Here is a 24,938-nt window from a genome sequence, read left to right on the forward strand (position 1 = left end):
CTGACGCGACGGGGCGGCGGGGATCCGGGGGCTCGATCATGTGATGAGGAGCGGGTGTGGCAGGGAATCTGACACGGGACGAGGCTCGGGAGCGCGCTCGGCTGCTCTCCGTCCAGTCCTACCAGGTCGAACTCGACCTGACGGAGGGCGAGGAGCGGTTCGAGAGCATCACGACGGTCCACTTCACCTCGGACCGCGAGGGGGCGGACACCTTCATCGACCTGCACGGCGCGCACGTGCGGAAGGTCGTGCTCAACGGCAGGGAGCTGGACGTCAGCACCTACGACGCCGAGAAGGGGCGCATCCCGCTGCCGGGGCTGGCCGCGCACAACGAGCTGCGTGTGGACGCCGACTGCTCCTACATGCGCACCGGTGAGGGCCTGCACCGCTTCGTCGACCCCGTGGACCGGCAGGTCTACCTGCACAGCCAGTTCGAGACGGCCGACGCCCACCGGATGTACGCCTGCTTCGACCAGCCGGACCTCAAGGCGACCTTCGAGCTGACCGTCCTCGCCCCCGCCGACTGGGAGGTGGTGTCCAACGCCGCCCCCGACGCGGCCGAGGAGCTGGAGGAGCACCGCGGGCGGCACGGCACGCTGCAGGCCGCGAGGCGCTGGCACTTCCCGCCGACCCCCGTCATGTCGACGTACATCACGGCCCTCATCGCCGGGCCGTACGCCGTCGTGCGGGACGAGCACGACGGCATCCCGCTCGGCGTCTACGTGCGGCGCTCGCTCGCGCAGTACCTCGACGCCGACAACATCTTCGAGGTCACCAAGCAGGGCTTCGACTTCTTCCACCGCGTCTTCGGCCTGCGCTACCCCTTCGGCAAGTACGACCAGCTGTTCGTGCCCGAGTTCAACGCCGGCGCCATGGAGAACGCCGGGGCGGTGACGTTCCTGGAGGACTACGTCTTCCGCTCGCGCGTGACCGACGCGGTCATCGAGCGCCGCGCCGAGACGATCCTGCACGAGATGGCGCACATGTGGTTCGGCGACCTCGTCACCATGCGCTGGTGGGACGACCTGTGGCTGAACGAGTCGTTCGCCACCTACATGTCCGTGCTGTGCCAGGCCGAGGCCACCCGGTGGGGCCAGGGCGCGTGGACGACGTTCGCCAACGTCGAGAAGGCCTGGGCCTACCGGCAGGACCAGCTGCCCTCCACCCACCCCATCGCCGCGGACATCCCGGACATGCAGGCCGTCGAGGTCAACTTCGACGGCATCACGTACGCCAAGGGCGCGTCGGTGCTCAAGCAGCTCGTCGCGTACGTGGGCCTCGACAACTTCCTCGCCGGGGTGCGCGACTACTTCAACGAGCACGCCTGGAAGAACACCACCCTGCAGGACCTGCTGTCGGCGCTGGAGCGCACCTCCGGGCGCGACCTGTCGTCCTGGTCGAAGGAGTGGCTGGAGACCTCGGGCGTCAACACGCTGCGGCCGTCGTTCACCACGGACGACGAGGGCCGGTTCCTGAGCTTCGACGTGCTGCAGGAGGCCACCCAGGAGCACCCGACGCTGCGCTCGCACCGGGTGGCCATCGGCCTGTACTCCCTGCGGGACGGCGTGCTGACCCGGACCAAGCGGGTCGAGCTCGACGTGGTCGGGGCGCGCACGGCCGTGCCCGAGCTGGTCGGCGAGGCCCGGCCCGACCTCGTGCTGGTGAACGACGACGACCTCACCTACGCCAAGATCCGGCTCGACGAGCGGTCGCTGCAGACCCTCGTGAACGGCGGGATCAGCGCGTTCACCGAGTCGCTGCCCCGCGCGCTGTGCTGGTCGGCCGCCTGGGACATGACGCGGGACGCCGAGATGGCCACCCGCGACTACGTCAAGCTGGTCGTCTCCGGCATCGACTCGGTGCGCGACATGACCGTCCTGCAGACCGTGCTGCGCCAGGCCCGCCAGGCCGTGCAGCAGTACGCCGACCCGGCGTGGCGGGCCACCGGCCTCGCCGAGCTGGCCGGCGCGCTGCGCCGCCTGATCGCGGCGGCGGAGCCGGGCTCGGACCACCAGCTCGCCTACGTCAACGCCTTCGCCGCCACCGCCACCTCGCCCGACGACCTGGCGTTCCTCAAGGGCGTCCTCGACGGCGCCGAGGTGCCCGAGGGCCTGGCCGTCGACACCGACCTGCGCTGGACGCTCATCCACGCGCTCGTGTCCGGCGGTGTGCTCGGCGCCGGGGACATCGACGCGGAGCTGGCGCGGGACGCCACCGCGACCGGCGAGCGCTCGGCCGCCACCAGCCGGGCCGCGATCCCGACCCCGGAGGCCAAGGCCGAGACCTGGACGGCGATCGTGGCAGGCGAGCTCAGCGGGGCGCTGCTGCGCTCCACGATCCTCGGCTTCGTGGACCCGCACCACCCCGAGCTGCTGGAGCCGTACGGCGACCGGTACTTCGAGGAGATCGGGCGGATCTGGAGCGAGTGGACCTTCGACATGGCGCAGAACTTCGCCGTCGGCTGCTACCCCGCGCTGCTGATCCGTCCGGAGACCGTGGCCCGCACGCAGGACCACATCAGCGCGAACCAGCCGCCGCACGCGCTGCGGCGCCTGCTGCTCGAGGGCGCCGACGGCGTCAGCCGGGCGCTGCGCGCCCGCGCCCGCGACGCCTCCGCGTGATCTTGCAGTTTGTCGCACAGGACCCCGCCGAGCTGCCCGGTCACCCTTGGTGATCATGCAGAATTCGGCGGGCCCACCCTTCTGGCAGCGTGAATACAGTCCGTGATCTTGCAGTCGGGCAAACCGGGTGCAAGATCACGGACTTTTGTCGTACGGCGTGAGCTGCGCGGATCGCTCCGCGGCGCCGATCACTGCAAGATCACGGAGGGTCGCCCTCCAGGTCATCGCGTACGCGTGCGACAAACTGCAAGATCACGACGGAGAGGGCGTTTACAGGGGGGCGGCCCGGGACTACCGTCCGTGCAGGAGGCCTCCATGATCCCCTTGATCGTCGTCCTCGCCGTCGTGGCCGTCCTCGTCGCGGCGTTCGTCTCCGTCTACAACCGTCTCGTCCGCGCCCGCAACAACGCCGACAACGCCTGGGCCCAGATCGACGTGCAGCTCAAGCGCCGCTACGACCTGATCCCCAACCTCGTGGAGACCGTCAAGGGCTACGCCGCCCACGAACGGGCCACGCTGGAGGCCGTCGTCGCGGCGCGCTCCCGGGCGATCGGCGCCCGGGGCCCGGCCGAGCAGGCGGCCGCCGAGAACATGCTGTCGGACGCGCTGAAGAGCCTGCTCGCGGTGGCCGAGGCCCACCCCGATCTCAAGGCGAGCGCCAACTTCGCCGAGCTCCAGGAGGAGCTGGCCGCCACCGAGAACCGGATCGCCTACTCCCGGCAGTACTACAACGACGCCGTCCTGACCTACAACAACGCCGTCCAGGCGGTCCCCGCGAACATCGTGGCCGGGATGACCGGCTTCGCGCCCCGCGAGTACTTCCAGGCGCCCGGCGAGGAGCGCGGCCCCGTGCGGGTCAGGTTCTGACGGTGTCCGCCTCGATGGCCGCCTGGGTGGCCGCCGCGGCGGCGACCGGCCTGTGGCTGCTGCTCCTGCTCGCGCTCGCCGTGGCGACGAGGAACCCGGACGTCGAGCCGGGGCCGGCCACCGGGGAGCTCGCCGGGCACTCCCCCGCGGTGGTCGACCTGATCACCGGCAACTGGCGGCTGTGCGACGAGGCGGCCTCGGCCACCCTGCTCGACCTGGCCGCCAGGGGAGTCGTGGCCGTCGAGGAGATCGGCCCCGAGCTGTCCCTCGTACGGCTGCGCAAGGAGCCGGGCGGCCTGCGGCCGTACGAGCGGCTCGTCTACGACCACGTCCGCTCGCTGGCGGTCGACGGCGTGGTCGCGACGGGAGCGCTGGCCGAGGGCTCGCGCGACCTCGGCCGGTGGTGGAAGAGCTTCCGCAGGAAGGTGATCGTCGAAGCGCGGGAGCAGGGCCTGTCCCGGCCGCGCTGGAGCCGGGCGCACGCGCTGCTCCTCGGCGTGGCCGCGAGCGTCCCCGCGGTGGCCATCGGCATCGCGGTCTCCGTCGACGACAGCCGCGCGAACCACGACGGCGGTCCCGGGGCGGCGATCGTGTCCTTCGCGCTGCTCGTGGCGATGATGGGCCGGCTGAACGGGGAGCGCGGCACGGCCGAGGGTGCCCGGGCCGCCGCGCACTGGCTCGGCGTCCGCGAGCACCTGCGCGCGACCGGCCGGTTCGCCGAGCGGCCCGCGGCCTCGGTCACGATCTGGGGCCGCCACCTCGCGTACGCCGCCGCGCTCGGGCTCGCGCCGCGGGCCGTCGGGAGCCTTCCGGTCAGCACGCCGGCCGACGACAACCGGGCCTGGTCCGACTACGGCGGGATGTGGCACGTCGTCGACGTCCGCTACCCCTCGCGGCTGCTGTGGGGCAGGCCGCCGGGGCCGACGATCCTGCGGGGCCTCGCGGCCGGCTGGTTCGCCGGGTTCTTCACCTGGATCCTCCTGGTGGTCGCCGCCGCCTTCGGCGTGTGGCCGGACGGGTTCGTCCTGCCCGCCGCCCTCGCCGCCGGCCTGGCGGTCGCCGGGCTACCGGTCGTGTACGCGATCACCGATCTCGGTGGTGCGGCGACGGTCGAGGGCCAGATCGTCCGGCTGCGCCGCTTCTCCGACGGGAGCAAGGGGAACGACACCCCCAAGTGGACGTACTGGTGCGCGATCGACGAGGGGGGCTCCCGCGAGGTCAGGGCCATGTGCCTGAGCGAGGAGATGTGGCGCCCCCTGCGGGAGGGCGACAAGGTGCGGGCCGTGGCGGGCCGCAGGCTCGGCTGGATCAGGCGGATCGACGTGACGGAGGACTCGCGTATGCGGGACGCCCCCTCCTACGGCGACACCGGCGAGCACCTGGTGGACGCGCCGGAGAACCTGGGCGAGGTCCGGATACTGCCCGATCCCCTGGCCCGCGCGACGACGGCGGACGGCGTACGCCCTGCCGACCTCACCCCTGCCGACCTCGTCACTCCCGCCGATCTCAAGCGCGCTCTCGGGATCGACGTCGGGGCCCCCGTGGCGTGCGACGGCCCTCCCGCGCCGTCCTGGCTCCGCATCGACTCCTGCCGGTACGAGACCGGCACCGGCGTGACGGTGGACGTCCATGCCGCCACCGGCCTGCGCTCCCGCTACCTCATGGTGGTCGGGCACACGCTGACCCGGGTTCAGGGCCGGCCGGTCGAGGGGGTCGGCGACGGCGCCATGCTCTACCCGGGCCTGGTGTCGGCGGCCACCCGCCGGGGCACGTTCGCGATCACCGTGTCGTCCCCGCAGGGCCCGCCGCCGCCCGGCCCGCTGATCGACCTCGCCCGTACGGCCGCCGCCCGCCTGGGTCAGTAAGGTCGTCGGGTGCACTCAGCCCGAGACCTGTTGATCGCCCTGGCTCGCAGGCACTCGTTCGGCGACGTCGGCGCGCTGGCGCCCGACGTGCTCGGAGAGGGCGCGCGGGCGGCCCTGGTGACGTCGGTCTGTGAGTTCGGCCAGCGGCTACTCACCCTCGACGCGGAGGACTTCGCCACCGAGATCGACGCCCAGACGGTGCCCGCCGGCCTGCGCAGGCGCGCCCGCGCGTGCCACATGCCGCAGACGCCGAGGGAGCAGCCGCGCGGCGCGCTCGACTCGCTGCGACCGGCCTACGCGCTGCTCCTGGAGGTGATCGAGTCCCGCTGGCGGCGGCGCGAGCTGAGCGCGATGATCGCGGCCGTCCACATCTGCAGCGAGTATCTGCCCCTGCTCGCCTTCGAGCCCGCGCTCGGCCACGCGGGCGACCCGGTCCGCTGGCCCGAGGGCCTGCGCGCCCCCGGCAGCCGGTTCGGCACCATGCCGGTCAGGGAGTGCGACCACACCAGGGCCGAGCGGTCGGCGGCCGAGCGGACGCTGCGCGTGGCCGTGGAGCCGCCGCCGGGCTGGCGGGCCTACTTCGACCGGCAGCACAGCCAGGTGGCGGGGGCCCTGGCCACCTGCGCCGGCCGGTGCCGCACCCCCTGCGAGGCACTCGCGTGGGTGCCGGACCTCGACGACCTGTCCGCCCGCTGCCGGATCGCGCTGGCGTTCGCCGAGACCCCGCTCGTACGGCTGCGCCACGCGGCCCCGGTGGGCCACGGCTTCGGCGTGCCGTCGCCGGAGGAGGTGCTGGAGGCGTGGGAGCGCAGCCGCGCCGCGCTGGCCAAGCACGACGCGGCCCGCGAGGTCACCGAGGACGACGACTTCCCGCTGCCGGGCCTGCCCGCCCTGTTCTCCGCCGTGGCGGCGGCGCCGGTGCGGCCGGCCACGCTGCTCGCCGACGTCGCCGCCCACGTGGTGGAACTGCTCGGGTAGCCGTTACCAGACCGGCGGCCTGCGGTCGCCCCAGAAGCCGCCGACCGACGCCTCCACCTGGGACGACAGCGAGATGAGCGTCCCCTCGTCGCCGTACCTGCCCGCCAGCATGACGCCGATCGGCAGGCCCTCGGGCGTCCAGTGGAGCGGGAGGTTCACCGCGGGCTGCCCGCTCACGTTGTAGATGGCCGCGAAGGGCGCGAAGCGCATCATCCGCTCGAACGTCTCCTCGGGCGAGTCGACGTCCTCGAACCAGCCCACCGGCACGGGCGGCTGGGTGACGGTCGGCGAGAGCACCGCGTCGTAGGTGTCGGTCACCAGCAGCGCGAACCGCGTGGCGAGCTGGAGCGTCCCCTGGGCCTGGAGGAACTCGGGAGCCGAGACGGCGCGGCCGCGCTCGCGCAGCCACGCGGTGAGCGGGCGCAGCTTCGGCTCCAGTTCCTCGGCGACCGGGTGCATGCAGGAGAAGGCGAACCACATCTTGACGAACTCGGGCACCACGTCCGGCCCGAACGGCGGGGCGATCTCCTCCACCTCGTGGCCGAGCGACTCCAGCGTCGCCGAGGCGCTCTCGTACGCCGCGAGGACCTCGGGGTGGACCTCCGCGCCGGGCACGGCGGGCGTGGCGAACCGGGCGATCCGCAGCCGGCCCGGCTCGCGTCCCACGTACGCCGAGAACGACCCGAGCGCGGGCGGCGGGGCGTGGTAGAGGTCCCCGGGGTTGTTGTGCGCCATGACGTCCAGCAGCGCCGCGGCGTCGGCCACGTCGCGGGCCAGCGGCCCGTTGGTCGACAGCCCCGCGAGGTCGGGCACGATGGGCGCCGCGGAGATGCGGCCGCGGCTGGGCTTGATGCCGTACAGGCCGCAGACGGAGGAGGGGATGCGGATCGAGCCGGCGCCGTCGCTGCCCTGCGCCACGGGCGCGAGTCCGGCCGCGACCGCGGCTCCCGCTCCCCCGCTCGACCCTCCGGCCGACCGCGTGGTGTCCCACGGGGTGCGGGCCGGCTCGCCCAGGTAGGTCTCCGTGTAGCAGGGCATGCCGAACTCGGGGGTGCTGGTCTTGCCCAGCATGATCGTGCCCGCGTCCCGCAGGCGCTCGACCACGCTGTCGTCCGCGGGCGCGACGAACCCCTCGTACGTGGCCGAGCCGAAGTAGACCGGGACATCCTTGACGAAGTTGAGGTCCTTGATCGGAACGGGTACGCCCAGCAGCGGGGGAAGGTCCTCGGCGCCGCCCGCGGCGATCCGGGCCTCCTGCTCGCGCGCCTGGCCGAGGGCCCGCTCGGCGGTCACCGTGACGAACGCCCCCAGGCCGGGGTCGAGCCGCTCGATGCGCTCCAGGTAGTGCTCGGTGATTTCCACGGGGGAAAGTTCCCCCGTACGTACGGCTGCCGCCTGCTCGAGGGCGGTAAGATCGTGAATGTGCGCCACGCTACCGAACGGTAGGCCTCCGGGCCGCGGATATCTAGAGAAGATACCCGCACTTCCGCGCAACGAATCGGCTCAAGCAGGCCACAAAAGTATGAACCATCCAACACTAGGCAAGCCGCTGACGGCTCAACTACCGTGAGTGATGTGGATACCGGTCTAGCGCCAGAAGACGGTCACGATACGTCACCCATCTGGGTCGGTGACCAAACGTCGGAGCAGGCGGAACGCCCTCCGGCGCCACCCGAGGCGCCGGCGTCCCCCACATACGCTCCGGTCCAGCGCACGTCGCTGAGCAGCCTGTGGCAGGACACGCGATACCGCCATCTGCGCCGCCGTGCCCTGATCGCGGTCGCGGCGGGCGTGGTGTTCGCCGTGCTGTTCGGCAGCTGGCGGCTCGGGCTCACCGCGGCCATCCTCGCGTGTGTCGCCGACGCCGTCTACCGGGCGAGAACCGTCTCCACCATCCCCGCCTGGCGGCGCGCCTCAGCGGCCGAGCGCCAGACGGAGGCCCAGCTCAAGAAGCTGGAGCGGAACGGCTACAAGACGCTGCACGCCCGGGCCATCCCCGGCAGCGAGGCGCAGATCGACCACCTGGTGGTCGGGCCCACCGGCGTGTACGCGGTGGACTCGGAGAAGTGGGACAAACGCCTGCCCGTACGTGTCCAGTCGCACCGCAAGCTCTTCCACGGCCCGTTCAACCAGAAGCCGCGGCTCGACGAGGCCCGGTGGGAGGCCGCGCAGGCCAGCGACCTGATCAGCAAGGCGCTCGGCCGGGAGATCACCGTGGTGCCGTCCCTGGCCATCTACGGCCCGCCGATCCCCTGGCGCATCCTCAACATCCGCGAGGTCGACGTCTTCTCCGGCGGGCTCGTACGCAAGTGGATCACCAAGCGGGAGAGATCGCTCACCACGGCCGAGATCAAGGCGATCTACCTGGCCGCCGAGCGCGTGCTGCCCGCGCGGTATCCCGAGTAGACACGTCCCGAGTCGTGGACAGCAGGTCTCGGCAGCCGGGCACTGGCCGTACCATTTGAAGACTCAGTAGTCTCCGGATGGGGGTCCCTCGATGCCCGCTCTCAGGTCCCGCACTGTCACCCACGGCAGGAACATGGCCGGCGCACGTGCGCTGCTTCGGGCCACGGGCGTAGCGGGCAGCGACCTCGGCAAGCCGATCGTCGCGATCGCCAACAGCTTCACCCAGTTCGTGCCCGGCCACGTGCACCTGCGCGAGGTCGCCGAGGTGGTGGCCGGCGCGGTCAGCGAGGCGGGAGCCGTCCCGCGCGAGTTCAACACGATCGCCGTGGACGACGGCATCGCGATGGGCCACGGCGGCATGCTCTACTCGCTGCCGTCCCGCGAGCTGATCGCCGACGCGGTCGAGTACATGGTCAACGCCCACTGCGCCGACGCGCTGGTCTGCGTGTCCAACTGCGACAAGATCACGCCGGGGATGCTGCTCGCCGCCTTCCGGCTCAACATCCCCACGATATTCGTGTCGGGCGGCCCGATGGAGGCCGGCAAGATCCCCGGCCGCAAGCTCGACCTGATCGACCCGATGATCGCCTCCGCCGACGCGAGCGTGTCGGACGCCGACCTCCTGGCGATGGAGGAGAACGCCTGCCCGACCTGCGGGTCCTGCAGCGGCATGTTCACCGCCAACTCCATGAACTGCCTCGCCGAGGCGATCGGCCTGGCCCTGCCCGGCAACGGCACCACGCTGGCGACCCACAAGGCCCGCAAGGCCCTGTTCGAGGACGCGGGACGGCAGATCGTCGGCCTCGCCCGGCGCTACTACGAGGAGGACGACGAGTCGGTCCTGCCGCGGAACATCGCCACCCGCGAGGCGTTCGAGAACGCGATGGCGCTCGACGTCGCCATGGGCGGTTCGACCAACACGATCCTCCACATCCTGGCCGCCGCGCGCGAGGCGGGCGTCGACTTCGGGCTCAAGGAGATCAACGAGATCTCGCTCCGAGTGCCGTGCCTGTGCAAGGTCGCCCCGGCGACCATGAAGTACCACGTCGAGGACGTGCACCGGGCGGGCGGCATCCCCGGCATCCTCGGCGAGCTGGACCGGGCCGGTCTGCTCCACCGCGACCTGCCGACCGTCCACTCCGCGTCCATCGCCGAATACATCGCCAAGTGGGACCCCAAGTCGCCCGAGGTCACCGACGAGGCCGTGGAGCTGTGGCACGCGGCGCCCGGCAACGTGCGGACGGTCAAGGCCTACTCGCAGGACGCCCGCTGGGAGTCGCTCGACCTCGACCGCGCCGAGGGCTGCATCCGCGACCTCGACCACGCCTACACGAAGGACGGCGGCCTCGCCGTGCTGTACGGGAACATCGCCCTGGACGGCTGCGTGGTCAAGACGGCCGGCGTGGACGAGTCGATCTGGCGGTTCTCCGGCCCGGCGGTCGTGTTCGAGTCGCAGGAGGAGGCCTCCGACGGCATCCTCGGCGGCAAGGTCAAGGCCGGTGACGTGGTCGTCATCCGCTACGAGGGCCCCAAGGGCGGCCCGGGCATGCAGGAGATGCTCTACCCGACGAGCTTCCTCAAGGGCAAGGGCCTGGGCAAGGCGTGCGCGCTCATCACCGACGGCCGCTTCTCCGGCGGCACGTCGGGCCTGTCCATCGGCCACGCCTCCCCCGAGGCCGCCGAGGGCGGCACGATGGCCCTGATCGAGGACGGCGACATCATCGAGATCGACATCCCGGGCCGCTCGATCGAGCTCAAGGTGGCCGAGGACGTGCTGGCCGCCCGCCGCGAACGGCTGCTGGCCGACCTCGGCGGCTACCGCCCGCGCGACCGGCACCGCCCGGTGTCGGCCGCCCTGCAGGCGTACGCCGCGCTGACCACCTCGGCCTCGACCGGCGCCTCGCGGGACCTGTCCCAGCTTTCGCGTTGACCGGACCGTGACGGCTGCCGCCCCCATCCCGGGGCGGCAGCCGTCACGCGTTCGCCCTCGGGGATGCGCGGCGCGGGTCACCGTCCGTCCGCGACGCCGGCGAAGCCGTCCAGCGCCCCCCGGATCTCCCGGCTCATGGCGTCGCTGCCGGTGTGGCCCGCGTCGTCCACGACGACCAGGCGCGCGTCCGGCCACGCCCGGGCGAGCTGCCAGGCGGTCTCCAGCGGTGCGCCCAGGTCGAGGCGGCCGTGGACGAGCACTCCGGGGATCGCCGCCAGCCTGTACGCGTCGCGGAGCAGCACGCCCTCCTCCAGCCATGCGGCGTTCGAGAAGTAGTGCGTGCAGATGCGGACGAAGGCCTCCAGCGCCGGGGTAGGCCGGTCGCTGTAGGCGTCCGGCTTGCCGTTGACCTCGTGCGAGATCACCGCGTCCTCCCACGCCGTCCAGTGCCGAACCGCCCTGGCCCGTACGCCGGGGTCGGGGTCGGACATCAGCCGCGCGTAGGCGGCGACCAGGTCGCCGTCGCGGCACTCCCCGGGGACTCCGGAGCGGAAGCGCTGCCACTGCTCCGGGAGGAACCGGCGGACTCCCCGGTAGAGCCAGTCGATCTCGGAACGGCGAGTCATCGTGACGCCCGCGATGACGATTTCCGACACCCGCTCGGGGTGGGCTTCGGCGTAGGCGAGGATGAGCGTGGATCCCCAGGACCCCCCGCGGAGCAGCCACCGCTCCACCCCGAGACGCTCACGCAGCCGTTCCATGTCCGCGACCAGGTGGTGGGTGGTGTTGGTCGTCAGGTCGGCCGCCGGGTCGCTCGCGTGGGGCAGGCTCCGGCCGCAGTTGCGCTGGTCGAAAAGGATGATGCGGTAGCGTGCGGGGTCGAAGGCCCGGCGCCGGCCCGGTGCGCAGCCCGAGCCGGGACCGCCGTGGACGACGAGCGCGGGCTTGCCCTCGGGGTTCCCGCAGACCTCCCAGTAGACGAGATGGCCGTCGCCGGTGTCCAGATAGCCGTGGTCGTACGGCTCGATGGGGGGATACACGCCGGAGAAACTACAGCGACCGCCATGGGCGGGGAAGCGTTTTTCCCCGCCGGCGGACGGCTCACCACGGCTCCGGCCGCGCGGCCCGCCGGAGCGGCCCGCGTTCACGCGCTCGGTGCCCCGGGAGCGATCAGCTGTACGAGACCGACTGCACGCTGCAGTTGGTCATCCACGGGCCGGGATAGACCGGAGCAGTGCTGCAGCTCCAGGTGGCCGTCACCGTGGTGACGCCCGCGGGGATGCTGATACTGGCGGTCGAGCCCAAGAAGTCGTACTGGTGGCCTTCGCTGCACATGCCGGAGGCGCCGACGGACGTCGTCCCACTGGGCAGTGTGTGCGTGATCTGCCACGCGTGCGTTGCCGGGACCGCGACCACAGTGCCGGCCCCTCCTGTCCCGTACGGCGAGGCGCTGACGCTGGGGCCGATGGGATACCAGTCCCTGGTGTCCCCGAAACTGTTGTAGTTGGAGCAGTCGATCGTCGCCTGTAGCGTGACGGTCGACGCCGTGGCGGGGGCGGGTGCGAGCGCCACGCTCAGCACGCCGGTCGTCACGAGCGCCGCACCGAGCGCGAGCACCCTCCTGGCCGAATTCACCGCGAACATCGGATGTCCTCTCCCGTCTCCGACAACAGCCACAGCGAATGCACCACCTCCCCCGGGCGCCGTCAACGACCGGCGTTTTCGGCGGGGCCGGAAGGCGTGGTCACCCCGGATGCGAAAACCGCACGTCGCCGAAGACCAGAAAGGCGGTACCGGTCAGGCCCGGCCGCCATGACTCGATACGCAGCGGGGATCGGAGAATTCGTGCCGGTGGCTCGCCGAAATTCGGCGAATACGGGAATTGATGGGATTTCCGCACAGAGTCGGCTCGGTGAAAGATTCACCCCGCGCGGATGGCCCGCGGGCGTGAGTGGCACACCCGCGGACCCGTCCACCGAGCGGCGTGTCTAGCGGCCCTTGTGCTCCGCCTTCCGCGCCTCGGCGAGGAGCGCGATGAGCGCCTCGGTCACCCGCAGCACTCCGGCCCTCGCCGCGTCGTCCTCGACACCCCTGTCCGCACGCTCGGCGAGTTGCCGCAGGTGGGCGATGGCGGGAGGCTCGTCACCGGCGAGGCCGGCCCGTTCGGCGTGCCGGAGACGGTCCTCCAGGGAGGACGCGACAGACCCGGCGATACGACCGGCGGCGGCGTACTCGCCGATCAGGTCCCGGAGGTCGGAGTACCAGGCGGGATCGCGGGTGAACGACCGGGGGATGTATCCGGCCTTGACGTCGGCGAGCGTCGTCGCGACGACCTCGTCGGCGTACGACCGCGCGGTCGGGTAGAGCTCCGCGAGCCGCGCGTCGGTCAGCGGCACCGAGCTGCCGTCGAGGAAGCAGAAGCCCGGGCCGGTGTTGCTGCCGCTGTTGACGCGCAGCGGCGCCTCCTGCTGGGCGAGCCGGATGCCGCCGAGCGCGACACCGAGCTCGTCGCGCGCGACCGCTCGCGGAGTCGTGTCCGTCATCTTGATCTTCGGGGCCGCGGGGGGCCGCACACCCTGGGCGACCCAGGCGACGGTGTGGTCGTAGACCGCGTTCTGCACCATGTGCTGCGGAATGCGGGACAACGAGGGCAGCGTGCACGTCTGCGGCTCGCCCGGGTAACCCCCCGGGTAGGTGCCGATGTCGCGCTTGCGCAGCGGTCCGTAGTCCCTGATGAGTTTCCAGTCGCCGTGCGACGCGCCGGCCACCTCCCAGCTGGTCAGGACCGCCGAGTCGGCCTGAGCGCGGGCCGCCTCCGGCAGGATGCCGCTGCTCACGTCGCCTTCGGAGTTGATCCGGAACACCGGCGTCGCCAGGTCGGTGCGCAGCGGGCCGCCGCCGCCGTGCAGGACGACCGCGTCGAGGACGTTCGCGAGCGGCTGGACGCCGTTGTAGTAGTTCGCGAGGCGACCGGCAGATTGCGAGTGGCCGGTCGCGATCACGTACCGGGGCGGGGGCAGCTCGCCGAGCGGGTCGGCGCCCGCCGGACTGCGGACGGCCTTCACCGCCTGGCTGAAGATGTCGTAGGACAGGCTGTCGTCGTTGATCGTCCCGCCCGCGGTCACGTCGAGGGTTCCGTAGCGGGCCGGGCTCCACGCCTTGAGCCCGGTCGCGGAGTGCACTCCGGCGCGCTGGGCGGAGACGCCGACCCAGGCGTACCCCTCCCGGATCAGATGCTCGTGCGACTGGAACCAGTCGACCTCCTGGTCCCACTGGTTGCTGACGTTGTACCACTCGGCGATCACGACCCCGTTGAACGTCCGGGCCGAGACCGGGCGGCGCACGACGATGCGCGTGGTGTACGGATTGCCCGTGCTGACGGCGGTCGCGGTGCCCGTGCCGGGGGTCGCGTAGCCCGTCGCCGTGCCGGAGACGAGGAACTCCTGCTCGACGTAGCCCGCCGCCTTCAGGTCGACGTCCGTGGCGAGGAACGGGTAGCCGTGGGCGGGATCCCCGACGGGGGTCGTGCGGGCGATCGGTCCCGTGAGCACGGGGTTCGCGACGTTGTCGCCGGTCGCGGTGGACGGACGGGGCGCGGCCTCGCCCCGGCCGGGCCCGGACGCGCTCGCGGGAGTGGCGAGCCCGAGGGGAACGGTCAGCGCGCCGGCCAGGCCGAGCGCGGCGAATCGTCGACGAAGGGTCCGGAGAGCGGGAAGAAGAGCAGGCAAAACTTCACCTCGCTGCGAGAGGCCGGGGGATGGGGGGATCGTCCGGATCAGCGCGCTGTCTCTGGCGCAGAGACTAACTGTCAGATCGAACGAAAGATAGTCTTGCGACTACCAAACTTTCGACGAGAACAACAAAAGGTCGTGGTGCCGCCCGCCTGACGCGCCGGACGCGTCGAACCGGCACGGGCGGCCGACCCCGGCCGCCGTACAGGGAAGTAATGGCTGGCACGGCGGCGACATGATGCTGACCATCCGATAAGACGTTCGGAAAAATGTCAGTCCTCGTCGTTATTGTCGAGATATGGCCAACGTCATTCGGCACTCGCTGACCGCCGAGGAACTCGCCGCCCTCGCCCTGTCGCTCGCTCACCTCGGTGCCGGCCCCCAGTCGGTCACCGCCCGGCGCGGCCTGCGCCACGCTTTCGCGCACCTCGATCTGGACGACGACGTCATCGCCACGACCCTGACCACCCTGACCACCCCGCTGCCCACCGACGTCGCCCGCCGCGCGCGGGCGGTGGCCAACGCGATCACCGCGCGCCTGGTGATCCGCATCCAGTATCACGACGCCGCCGGCCGGATGACCGTCCGCGACGTCGAGCCGGTGACCTGCCTCGTCCACGGAGAGTTCTGGTATCTGGTCGGCTGGTGCCGCATGCGCCGCTCGATCAGGGCCTTCCGCTTCGACCGGATCCTGGCGGTCGAGCCGACCGACCTGCCGGCCCGTCCCCACCTGCCGCAGCGCTACCTGCCGTTCCAGCGACGCGCGCGGGTCAGGCGCCCGTCCGCGGCCTGACCCGTGCCCTCACACGGCTAGCTCGGCCGTGACAGCCGTGCGGCCCGGGGCGTGACGCCCCGGGCCGCACGGTCACACGGCCGTACGCGCGTCAGCCGCCGCAGCAGCCGCCACCGCAGCAGCCGCCACCTCCGCCTCCCGCCGGGCGGGCGGCGGAGGACCCGGACGCCCTGCCCGTGACGGCCACGGTGGACAGCAGCTTCACGGTGTCGTCGTGGCCGGCGGGGCACACCGCCCGGTCACCGGCCTCGGCCATGGGACGGTTGAGCTCGAACGTCGATCCACACGCGCGGCAACGGTAGTCATAGCGAGGCATGCGTCCAGATTACGACCCACCGCCGCGTACGGCATCGGGCGGCGGCCGATCACCCGAACTGGATGCTCGCGAAGTCCGTGACGGGCCGGAAACCGAGCCGCTGGTAGATGGAGTTCGACGTCGGGTTGCTCAGATCGGTGAACAGCAGCACCTCGGTCGCGCCGTCGTCGAGCGCCTTCCTGCTGGCCGCGTGGGTGACGGCGCTGCCGTAGCCGCGCCCGCGCAGATCGGGCGGGGTGTAGACGGGCCCGATCCGGGACATCCCGGCGATCGGCGCGGAGGCCCCCGCGATGGACACCGGACGGTCGTCGTCCTCCCACCAGACCAGCTCCTCGCGGTTGAGACGGGCCGCGACGACCGGACTGGGATCGGCCGTACGGTCGACGTGCGCCTCGTCCTGGAATTCCCGGAAGAAGCGCACGGCCATCGGCAGGTCGTCGGGGCCGGCGACGCGGGGTTTCCCCGATGCGGAGGGCGACCGCAGCGTGCCGAGGCGGTAGAGGCGCTCGGACCGCCGATGTGTCTCCGGCCGCCACCAGGCGTCCGCGAACGCCTCCGCGGCGGCCAGCGGACCGCCGACCTCGGACACGTCCCGGTCCATCTCGATCAGCTCGCGCACCAGCAGGGGAAGCGACGCGAGCGGGACGTCGCCGAGCGCGAGCGGATACGGCGGCGTCCGGCAGGCCGCCCCCGCCACCGTCCCGTCGTCCTCCTCCAGCCAGGCCAGCAGGCAGTCGCCGGCGAACTGGCCGCTGCGGATTCCGCGCAACGCGGTCAGCATGACCGTGTTGCGGACGGGATCGCGCAGCAGCCAGGGCTCGGCCGCCGCGGCGTACTCCTCAACCTCGTCGGTGATCGTCCACCGCATGCCCATCAGGCCGCCGTCTGCGACAGGTAGGGCGCCCACTGCGGATCGCCGTCGAGTTGCGCGCCGATGAGCCGCCAGTGCGCGCCGTGCGGCACCGCGGGGGCGACGGGCAGCGCCCAGCCCAGCTCCTCCAGCAACCTGTCGGCCTTCCGGTGGTTGCACGGCGTGCACGAGGCGACGCAGTTCTCCCAGGTGTGGGGGCCTCCCCGGGAACGGGGGATGACATGGTCGATGGTCTCGGCCCGCTGGCCGCAGTAGGCGCAGCGGAAGTTGTCCCGGCGCATGAGCGCCGCGCGGGTGAGCGGGATCCGCGTCCGGTAGGGAATGCGGACATAGCGCCGGAGCCGGATCACCGACGGGACGTCGAGCGTGCGGGTGGCCGAGCGCAGAACCGCGCCCCGGCCGTCGCGGTGCACGACGTCCGCCTTCTCTCTGAGCACCAGGATGACGGCCCGGTGCAGGGAGAGTGTGGTCAGCGGCTCGTATGTGGCATTGAGGAGCAGGACTTGGCGCATCAGCCGGCCTCCACAGCGATCTCGGCTGTGCGCCTGGGTTGTGGCCCCGCCTGTTGGGACCCGGGTGCTTCCGTCACAGGGACCTCCGCCGGACGGCCCAGCGGATCGTCACCACGGCACCGCCCTTCACCAAAGTGTGGCCTTTCCGGCGACCCCTTCGCCACCCATAAAAGGGTCTGCGAGGTGAACGACTGGGACGCCTGCTGCTTCTATGCCCAGCCGATCACCCCTTTATTCCCGTCTTGGCCGGGTACGGACGATGTACCGTCGCAGTCGTCCGGCTGATTTAAAGTGCCAGCATGAGCCGACCGCCGTACCCGCCAGCCCGCCGTGACGACATCGTCGACGATCTTCACGGAACGCCCGTCCCCGACCCGTACCGGTGGCTGGAGGATCCGGACGATCCGGCGACGAAGGAGTGGCTGGACGCGCAGGAGATCCTGTTCCGGTCCGCCGAGCTGGAGGGGCGCGACCACTTCCGCGAGCGCGTCGCCGAACTGCTGCGCTCAGGGTCGGTGGGAACGCCGTCCTGGCGCGGCGGGCGCCGCTTCTTCACCCGCCGCGCGCCCGACCAGGAGCACCCGGTCCTGTACGTCGGGGAGGGAGACGGCGAGCGCGTGCTGCTCGACCCCACCGCCCTCGATCCCTCGGGCCTGACCACGCTCGACTCCTACCAGCCGGACAAGGAGGGCAACCGGCTGGCGTACCAGATCTCCGTCGGCGGCGACGAGGAGTCGCGCCTGTACGTCGTCGACGTGGCGACGGGAGAGGTAGTCGAGGGGCCGATCGACCGCTGCCGCTACTCCCCCGTGGCCTGGCTGCCCGGCGGCGAGGCGTTCTACTACGTGCGCAGGCTGGCGCCCGCACTGGTCCCGGCCGGCGAGGAGCAGTACCACCGCCGCGTCTACCTGCACCGCGTCGGCACCTCCCCCGACGACGACGTGCTGGTCTTCGGCGAGGGCCTGGAGAAGACCAACTACTACGGGGTGTCCGTCTCCCTCGACGGCAGATGGCTGTCGATCTCCGCCTCGCGGGGGACGGCCCCGCGCAACGACCTGTGGGTGGCCGACCTGGTCGCCTCGTCGCCCGAGGCGCCGGAACTGGTCACCGTGCAGCAGGACGTCGACGCCCAGACCGGGCTCCACTTCGGCCGCGACGGGCGGCTCTACGTCTTCACCGACCGGGACGCCCCGCGCGGGCGCGTCTGCGTCACCTCGCCGCAGACCCCCGGTGCGGAGCACTGGCGCGACCTGGTCCCCGAGGACCCCGAGGCGGTGCTGTCCGACTTCGCCATCCTCGACGGCATGGCCGAGCCGGTCCTGCTCGTCGGCTGGACCCGGCACGCGATCGGCGAGATCTCCGTGCACGCACTGGAGAGCGGCGAGCGGATCGGCGAGGTCCCGCTGCCGGGGCTCGGCTCGATCGGCGGGATCGTCGAGCGGCCGGAGGGCGGGCACGAGGCCTGGTTCAGCTACACCGACGAGATCACCCCGACCGCGGTGTACCGCTACGACGCGCTGACGGGCGAGACCACGCTGTGGGAGGCGCCGCCCGGCGCGGTGGAGGTGCCCGAGGCGACCACCGAGCAGGTGGTCTACCGGTCGAAGGACGGCACCGAGGTGCACATGCTGGTCACCTCGCGCCCCGGCTCCGGGCCCCGCCCCACCATCCTGTACGGCTACGGCGGCTTCGGGATCTCGATGAACCCGGGCTTCTCCGCCACCACGCTGGCCTGGGTCGAGGCGGGCGGCGTCTACGCGGTCGCCCAGCTCCGCGGCGGCGGCGAGGAGGGCGAGCGGTGGCACCGGGCCGGCATGCTGGGCGACAAGCAGAACGTCTTCGACGACCTGCACGCCGCGGCCGAGCACCTCGTCGCCACCGGTGTCACCAGCCCCGACCGGCTGGCCATCTCCGGCGGCTCCAACGGCGGCCTGCTCGTCGGCGCGGCGCTCACGCAGCGCCCCGACCTGTACGCGGCCGTCGTCTGCTCGGCCCCGCTGCTCGACATGGTGCGCTACGAGAAGTTCGGTCTCGGGGCGACCTGGAACGTGGAGTACGGCTCCGCCGAGGTGCCGGAGGAGTTCGCCTGGCTGTGGGGCTACTCGCCGTACCACCACGTCCGCGAGGGGGTGTCCTACCCGGCCACGCTGTTCGCCGTGTTTGCCTCGGACACCCGCGTCCATCCCCTGCACGCGTGGAAGATGGCGGCGGCCCTCCAGCACGCGCAGGCGGGCGACCGGCCGATCCTGCTGCGCAACGAGACCGAGGTGGGTCACGGCGCCCGGGCCGTGAGCCGGTCGGTCGAGCTCTCGGCCGACCAGCTCGCCTTCCTGGCCCGGCACACCGGCCTGAAGGTGGGCTGATCAGCGCGGGAAGATGACGGTCTTGTGGCCGTCCAGCAGCACGCGGTGCTCGGCGTGCCAGCGGACGGCCCGGCCCAGCGCCTGGCATTCGAGGTCGCGGCCGATCGCGGCGAGGTCCTCGGGCGAGTGGGTGTGGTTCACCCGCGCGACCTCCTGCTCGATGATCGGCCCCTCGTCGAGGTCGGGCGTCACGTAGTGCGCCGTGGCGCCGATCAGCTTCACGCCGCGGGAGTACGCCTGGTGGTACGGCTTGGCGCCCTTGAACGACGGCAGGAACGAGTGGTGGATGTTGATCATGCGCCCGGCGAGCTTGGCGCACATGTCCTCCGACAGCACCTGCATGTAGCGGGCCAGCACGACCAGGTCGGCCTGGTAGTGGTCCACCAGGGTGAGGATCTCCGCCTCCTGCCGCGGCTTCGTCTCCGGGGTGACCGGCAGGTGGTGGTAGTCCACGCCGTACGACTGGGTGAGCGGGCGCAGGTCGGGATGGTTGGACGCCACACCCACGATCTCGATCGGCAGCAGCCCCGAGCGCACGCGGTAGAGCAGGTCGTTGAGGCAGTGGTCGAACCGGCTCACGAGCACCAGCACCCGGGTCCGCACCGCGAGGTCGAAGAGCTGGAACTCCATGGCGAACTCCGGCGCGAGCGAGGCGAACTCGGCCCGCAGCTCGTCGACGGCGAACCCGCCGGAGAACTGCACTCGCATGAAGAACCGCTCCTCGACCGGGTCGCCGAACTGCTGGCTCTCGATGATGTTGCAGCCCTTCCGGGCCAGCAGCCCGGAGACGGCCGCGACCACACCGGGCCGGTCCGGGCAGGACAGGGTCAGCACGTATTCAGCGCTCATGCTCAGATCCTCGACAGGGGCGACGTATCGGGTTCAAGGGTAGGGCCAGCGGCCCGTGAGGTGCGGTCGGGCGGCGGCGCGGACGACGGCCGGGCTCGCAGAGGTCGTCGCGCGGCTCCCCGGCGCCTCGGCGTGACCGTCGTCCCCCGCCCCGTCACCCCTCCTTCTCGTGCCGCTCCAGCGCCGCGCGTACGACGGGGTCGCCGGGGGCCAGGGTCAGCGCCCGGCGCAGGTCGGCCAGTGCCTCCCTGCCCCGGCCGAGCGCGTCGAGGGCGGTGGCCCGGTTGAAATACAGGGCCGCGTCCTCGCCCAGCTCGATCGCCCGGGTCAGGTCGTCGACCGCGCCCGCCGCGTCGCCGGTCTCGAACCGCAGGGTCGCGCGGTTCGCCCAGGCCGAGGCCAGGCGGGCGTCGGCGGCCAGCGCCGCGTCGAAGGCCAGGGCGGCCTCCGCGTAGCGACCCGCGTCGGTCTCCAGCTGCCCCAGCACACCGTGCAGGTGCGCGTTGCCGGGGTCGAGCGCGAGCCCCGCCTCGACGTCGCGCCTGGCGGCCTCGTGTTCGCCGAGCATCTCCAGCACGCCGGCCCGGTTGACGTAGGCGTCGAGGTAGCCCGGGTCGAGTTCGAGCACGTGGTCGAGGTCGGCCCGGGCGCCGTCCAGATCCCCGGCGGCCAGGCGCAGCTCGGCCCGGTTGTAGTACGCCTCGGGCAGCGGCGGGCTCACCCGGATCGCGGTCTCGTAGTCGGCCAGCGCCTCGCCGGTACGTCCCATCTCGAACAGCAGGTTGCCCCGGTCGAGATAGTGGTCGGGGAAGCCCGGATCGATCTCGACGGCCCGGTCGAAGTCGGCCAGCGCCTCCCGCGTGCGGCCCAGGCGGGCCAGAAGCTGCGCCCGGTTGGCGTACAGCACCATCCGGTGCACGGGGTGGGCGCCCGGCGGCAGGTCGCGCTCGGCCAGGTCGATGGCCGACTGCACCAGGCCGAGCGCCTCGTCCGCCCGTCCCTCCCGCAGCTCGATCAGCGCGCGGGCGTTCTGGTCGAACCCGAGCTTGAAGGCCCGTGTCCGCCGGTCGGGCAGCAGCGTGGAGATCGCTATCGCCTCGTTGATCCAGGCTCTGGCCCTGGACAGGTCCCGCCGTGCCGGATCGCGGTCGCGCGCGTCGAGCATCGCCGTGCCGTACGCGGCGGCCGCGTGCACGGCGGGGTCGACGCTGACCCGCCGGGCCTGGTCGTACAGCTCCTGCGCGTGCGCCCGCCGGCCCAGCCCCGCCAGGGCGGTCGCGGTGCGCTGGGTGAATCGCCACCACAGGTCCGAACCCGGCTCCACCAGTCTCAGGCCACGGGAGCCCAGCTCCACGACCGCGTGCAGGAGCCCCTCGGTGACGCAGTGGTCCACCGCCGCCCACAGCGCCCGCGCCGCGGCGTCCGGGTCGCCGCCGTGCTCCAGGTGGTACGGCACCGCCCCCAGGGCGTGTTCCGCCGCAGCGGCACCGGCCCTCAGCTCGGCGGCGCGCCGGTCGTGCCGGCGCGCGCGTTCCTCCGGCGGCAGCGACAGGTACGCCCGGTAGGCCCGGGGGTCGTCGGAGGTGCCGTCCGAGGCGACGTAGTCGTCGGGTGGCCCGCCCTGGGCCCGCGCCTCCACCGGCCGCATGCCCTCCCATGGCGGCTCGACCGAGCCCACCGCCAGCGTCAGGCCCGGCACACGGCGCGCCAGGACGCGCAGCAGTTCGCGGTCGGCCGGATCCGCCTCGTGCAGGTTGTCCACCAGCAGCGTCCGCGGTCCCTCCAGGCAGCCGCGCACGAACTCGGCGACGCCGTTGGCGATCCGCAGCGTGCGGCGCGGCGCGGGCACGAGGATGCGCTCGTCCTCGGTCAGGCGGTCCTCGATGGGCTGCCGGCGCGCCGGCACCAGAGGGCGCAGGCCGGGTGCGACGGCGCGGATCTCGATGTCGTGTGCCGCCACCAGGCCCGGGGAACGCTCCAAGGCGACCGGGACGAGGGCGCGCAGCAGCGCGCCGCCGATCGTGTACGGACCGCGTAGCCGGCGGTGCCCGTTGACGACGGGCGCCACTGGGGGCGGCACCTCCAGTGCGTGGTTCCCAACCAGCGATCGGAGGGCCGCTACGCGGTCGCGGGAGAGGTCTCCCCGGACCCAGATGTGGCTCGGGAGGTCCCTCACCCCTTGTGGATCACACTCGAGGTGCCGCTCAGCTTGGTCGTCCCCGGCTTACGGATAATGATCTTCTTCATCATGCCTCTTTCCCCACTCTTGCGGACAAGGCACAAGTATTCGCAGGGATCAGCTATCCGCCAAGGGATGGAAGCATTATCTATCGGGAGAAAAGCGGGGAGACCACGCCATTTAGCTGCTTCTCGATATAAATCACCACGTTGTCGCCGCATACCTCGCGCCGTAACTCCCGCCAGCCGGATTTGCGGTAGAGCTCCAGCGCGGCGACCTGGCGCAGAGTGGTGTCACCGCGCAACGTCGAGTATCCGAGCCGGCGCGCCCGCTCCTCGAGCTCCTGCGTGATCCGCGCGCCGTAACCGCGCCGCTGGTGATCGGGGTGGACGCGCAGCCGGCACATCTCGGCCGTGTCGGCGTCGATGCGCCGCAGGCCGCCCATCGCGACGAGCCCCGCCCCGGGCACCTCTCCGACGAGGAAGTCACCCCCGGCCGTCAGGTAGATCTCGGTGATCCGGGGGAAGTCGTCGTCATAGTAGACGCCGTCCCCCGGCACCACACCCACCTGTGCCAGGCCGATCTGATGGAGGGACCACACCGCGTCGAGGTCCGACCAGCGGTACCGCCGGATCCTCAGCGGTGCGATCCCGCTCTCCTCGCCTCTCACGGGATCTCCCGGCTCGAAATCTCCCGCCAGCGCGTCTCCTGCCACACGTCCTCCTTGCTCCCCACGTCACCCGATGTCCCGGACCAGCTCCGGCGGGATCGTGACGCGGCTCTGCTTGATCACCTCGCAGAACTCCTGCAGCCGGGCGGAGTCGCCGTGCTTGGCCCTGATCGCCTTCACCAGGTCGTACGCCGGTTTGAGCAGCAGGTCGGTCCGGTAGTCCTTGTCGACCAGGTCGATGGCCTCCTGGCCCAGCTTGAGCGCTGCCTCGACGTCGCCGTCGATGAGCCGGCACATCGCCCGGTCGAACCGGATCAGGGTCTGGTCGAGCAGGTCCTCGTCCGTGTACTTGTCGAGCGCCTGCTGCAGGATCACGTCGGCCTCCACGGTCTGCCCCAGCTTCACCAGGACGTCGCCCTGGTAGAAGTAGAGCTGCCGCTCGGTGTAGCCGAAGGCCGGATCCTCCCGGTCGCTGTCGCTCATCTGCTGGAAGGCCGCCCGGGCGCGGTGCAGCGCCCGCTTGGCCTGTTCGACCACCTCGTGCCGCGAGCCGTTGACGCCGGCGATCTTCGCCAGCGCCCTCGCTTCGACGACCGGCGCCATGGTCCGGGCGGCGCACGGGGTGTGGCCGGCCAGGTCGCGGCTCTTCTTCGCCAGCGTGAGCGCCTCGCGCGGGTCGCCGTAGTAGAGCGGCACCAGCGCCTCGCGGGCGGTGACCCAGGCGCGCAGGGCACGGTCTCCGGTCTCGTCCGCCGCCATCCGGCCGGTGCGGAAGAACGAGCGGGCCAGCCGCTGGTCCCCCAGGTCGATCATGATCATCCCGGAGAGCCCGGCGAGCTGTGCGGCCATCCGGCACAGCCGCTCCTGCACGTCGATGGGCTGGCGGCGGTCCATGGCCTTGCGCACGGCGGTGAACTCGAGCATCACGTCGCAGAGCAGACGTACGGGCGGGGTGTTCATGTACTGCCGCCCGAAGCCGGACGTGGCCTGCTCCCACTGGTCGAGCATCGCCGGCGAGACGGTGGCCGCGACCATGGTCTCGTCCATACGCCGACGGAGGTTCTCCACCGCGCCGAGCACCTGCTCGTCGAGCTCCTGGAGGCCGGCCGCCCCCACGGCGCCGCCGGCGAGGAGCCTCAATAGCGTCCTCCGTAGCACGTTCTCGTCCTCCTCGCCCCCGTTCACCGTGGGGGTTTCGCCGCCCGACGGGGCCGGCGCACCCCACGGAGCGGGTGAAGTGTTAGGTCTGTCCTCTTCTGGGGCTCCACTACTCGATTCGGCGAGGTGTCCGTGGCCGCAGATGCACGGGCTCTCGAACCCGAGAGCCAGCGGTTCCACCCGATAGACCGAGCACAGGTAGTGGAGATACTCCGGGCCGGGCCGCTTCATCCCCGACTCGTACGCGGACAGTAGCGTCTCTCCGATGCCGGGGACGGCTTTTCCGTCTCTCTCGAAGAGAGCGCGCACCTGCTCGATCACGTCGGCGAGCGCCACACCGTGCGAGAGGCGATGTGCCTTGATCCGGGTCGTGCCGAACTGTGGCCCGCAGTCGTTGTGGATCTCCTCGGCGATCTGGGCCAGGCTGCGCCCGGCGGCCAGGCCCCGCGCCCGGATCCGGCGCGCGATCTCCGTCTCCCTGTGTTGCCTGCCGGACATTCCGGCCCCTCTCTCGTGGCCGGCCGCGCTAGCAGCCCGTGGTCTCGAGCGGTCCTCACCTTGTGACGGAGAGTGACGCTGCCGTCGCGCTCCGCCCACAACATAATGATGGACCATAGTTGGCGCGGCCAAGCCCCCAACCTGAACGTGCCGACTAAGGATCGTCTCCCGATAGGGGTTTTCTTTCAACCAACATGGGTTTTCCTTCACCTCAGCCGCGTGCGGCCCTCGTTGACCCGAGCACTTCTGTGAGCCATCTTTGGCGCACCAGAGTGAACAGACGGGAACGCAAAGTACACATTCCGCCCGCGAACGGAAATGAAGGAGGACC

At 71.7% G+C, this 24,938-nt stretch carries 19 protein-coding genes; 8 read left to right on the top strand and 11 right to left on the bottom strand.

From position 1 onward, the window contains the following. Positions 1-56 precede the first annotated feature (56 nt). From pepN to AAH991_RS29430, 4 genes are all read left to right on the top strand, one after another. Complete coding sequence (gene pepN, locus AAH991_RS29415; RefSeq protein WP_346229172.1) at positions 57-2,621, top strand: aminopeptidase N; 2,565 nt, start codon at positions 57-59, stop codon at positions 2,619-2,621. Between the two features lie 315 nt (positions 2,622-2,936). Beyond that, positions 2,937-3,488, top strand: coding sequence for a LemA family protein (locus AAH991_RS29420; protein ID WP_346229173.1), 552 nt, complete (start codon positions 2,937-2,939; stop codon positions 3,486-3,488). 2 nt (positions 3,489-3,490) lie between these two features. Next, positions 3,491-5,353 carry a DUF2207 family protein gene (locus AAH991_RS29425; RefSeq protein WP_346229174.1) on the top strand — a complete coding sequence of 621 codons (1,863 nt, stop codon included), beginning with the start codon at positions 3,491-3,493 and terminating at the stop codon, positions 5,351-5,353. Positions 5,354-5,362: 9 nt separating this feature from the next. After that, positions 5,363-6,331: a hypothetical protein gene (locus tag AAH991_RS29430; RefSeq protein WP_346229175.1), complete on the top strand. Its 969-nt coding sequence runs from the start codon at positions 5,363-5,365 to the stop codon at positions 6,329-6,331. Positions 6,332-6,334: 3 nt separating this feature from the next. Here AAH991_RS29430 and AAH991_RS29435 read toward each other — a convergent pair whose 3' ends face one another. Then, a complete protein-coding gene (locus tag AAH991_RS29435) occupies positions 6,335-7,762 on the bottom strand; it encodes an amidase (RefSeq protein ID WP_346229176.1) in 1,428 nt (475 codons plus the stop codon). A 372-nt stretch (positions 7,763-8,134) separates the two neighbouring features. On the opposite strand from AAH991_RS29435, the gene AAH991_RS29440 reads away from it, so the two are divergent. Both AAH991_RS29440 and ilvD read left to right on the top strand, forming a co-directional pair. Then, entirely contained in the window at positions 8,135-8,737 is a 603-nt protein-coding gene (locus AAH991_RS29440; RefSeq protein ID WP_346229177.1) for a nuclease-related domain-containing protein, read from the top strand. A gap of 91 nt (positions 8,738-8,828) precedes the next feature. Further along, entirely contained in the window at positions 8,829-10,667 is a 1,839-nt protein-coding gene (gene ilvD / locus AAH991_RS29445; RefSeq protein WP_346229178.1) for a dihydroxy-acid dehydratase, read from the top strand. A gap of 77 nt (positions 10,668-10,744) precedes the next feature. Here the strand turns inward: ilvD and pip are convergent, their stop codons facing one another. From pip to AAH991_RS29460, 3 genes are all read right to left on the bottom strand, one after another. Next, positions 10,745-11,707 (bottom strand): prolyl aminopeptidase, encoded by a 963-nt coding sequence (gene pip / locus AAH991_RS29450; protein WP_346229179.1) that lies wholly within the window; start codon positions 11,705-11,707, stop codon positions 10,745-10,747. A 130-nt stretch (positions 11,708-11,837) separates the two neighbouring features. Beyond that, positions 11,838-12,311 carry a hypothetical protein gene (locus AAH991_RS29455; RefSeq protein ID WP_346229180.1) on the bottom strand — a complete coding sequence of 158 codons (474 nt, stop codon included), beginning with the start codon at positions 12,309-12,311 and terminating at the stop codon, positions 11,838-11,840. 344 nt (positions 12,312-12,655) lie between these two features. Further along, positions 12,656-14,395, bottom strand: a complete 1,740-nt coding sequence (locus AAH991_RS29460) for an alpha/beta hydrolase domain-containing protein (protein ID WP_346229181.1) — start codon at positions 14,393-14,395, stop codon at positions 12,656-12,658. A gap of 301 nt (positions 14,396-14,696) precedes the next feature. Here AAH991_RS29460 and AAH991_RS29465 point away from each other — a divergent pair, with 301 nt between their 5' ends. Then, complete coding sequence (locus AAH991_RS29465) at positions 14,697-15,191, top strand: helix-turn-helix transcriptional regulator (RefSeq protein WP_346229182.1); 495 nt, start codon at positions 14,697-14,699, stop codon at positions 15,189-15,191. Between the two features lie 91 nt (positions 15,192-15,282). Here AAH991_RS29465 and AAH991_RS29470 read toward each other — a convergent pair whose 3' ends face one another. From AAH991_RS29470 to AAH991_RS29480, 3 genes are read right to left on the bottom strand one after another with little or no spacing between them, the layout of a single operon-like run. Beyond that, entirely contained in the window at positions 15,283-15,507 is a 225-nt protein-coding gene (locus AAH991_RS29470) for an FmdB family zinc ribbon protein (RefSeq protein WP_346229183.1), read from the bottom strand. A gap of 49 nt (positions 15,508-15,556) precedes the next feature. Further along, the gene (locus AAH991_RS29475) at positions 15,557-16,375 is read right to left on the bottom strand and encodes a GNAT family N-acetyltransferase (RefSeq protein WP_346229184.1); all 819 of its coding nucleotides are present in this window, start codon (positions 16,373-16,375) and stop codon (positions 15,557-15,559) included. A gap of 5 nt (positions 16,376-16,380) precedes the next feature. Next, on the bottom strand, positions 16,381-16,890 hold the full coding sequence (locus AAH991_RS29480) for an HNH endonuclease (RefSeq protein WP_346229185.1): 510 nt from the start codon (positions 16,888-16,890) through the stop codon (positions 16,381-16,383). Between the two features lie 299 nt (positions 16,891-17,189). Here AAH991_RS29480 and AAH991_RS29485 point away from each other — a divergent pair, with 299 nt between their 5' ends. Beyond that, the gene (locus AAH991_RS29485) at positions 17,190-19,253 is read left to right on the top strand and encodes a prolyl oligopeptidase family serine peptidase (RefSeq protein ID WP_346229186.1); all 2,064 of its coding nucleotides are present in this window, start codon (positions 17,190-17,192) and stop codon (positions 19,251-19,253) included. On the opposite strand, the gene purU is transcribed toward AAH991_RS29485, so the two are convergent. The 4 genes from purU to AAH991_RS29505 all read right to left on the bottom strand — a co-directional run bounded on the left by purU (position 19,254) and on the right by AAH991_RS29505 (position 24,607). Beyond that, complete coding sequence (gene purU, locus AAH991_RS29490) at positions 19,254-20,102, bottom strand: formyltetrahydrofolate deformylase (protein ID WP_346229187.1); 849 nt, start codon at positions 20,100-20,102, stop codon at positions 19,254-19,256. It lies immediately after the preceding gene. Positions 20,103-20,256: 154 nt separating this feature from the next. Further along, the gene (locus tag AAH991_RS29495; RefSeq protein ID WP_346229188.1) at positions 20,257-22,170 is read right to left on the bottom strand and encodes a tetratricopeptide repeat protein; all 1,914 of its coding nucleotides are present in this window, start codon (positions 22,168-22,170) and stop codon (positions 20,257-20,259) included. A gap of 259 nt (positions 22,171-22,429) precedes the next feature. After that, positions 22,430-22,996 (bottom strand): GNAT family N-acetyltransferase, encoded by a 567-nt coding sequence (locus tag AAH991_RS29500; RefSeq protein WP_346229189.1) that lies wholly within the window; start codon positions 22,994-22,996, stop codon positions 22,430-22,432. 21 nt (positions 22,997-23,017) lie between these two features. Then, positions 23,018-24,607 carry an NsdA family TPR-like regulatory protein gene (locus AAH991_RS29505; protein ID WP_346229190.1) on the bottom strand — a complete coding sequence of 530 codons (1,590 nt, stop codon included), beginning with the start codon at positions 24,605-24,607 and terminating at the stop codon, positions 23,018-23,020. Positions 24,608-24,938: the final 331 nt, after the last annotated feature.

This window comes from Microbispora sp. ZYX-F-249, assembly GCF_039649665.1.
Classification (GTDB): Bacteria; Actinomycetota; Actinomycetes; order Streptosporangiales; family Streptosporangiaceae; genus Microbispora; species Microbispora maris.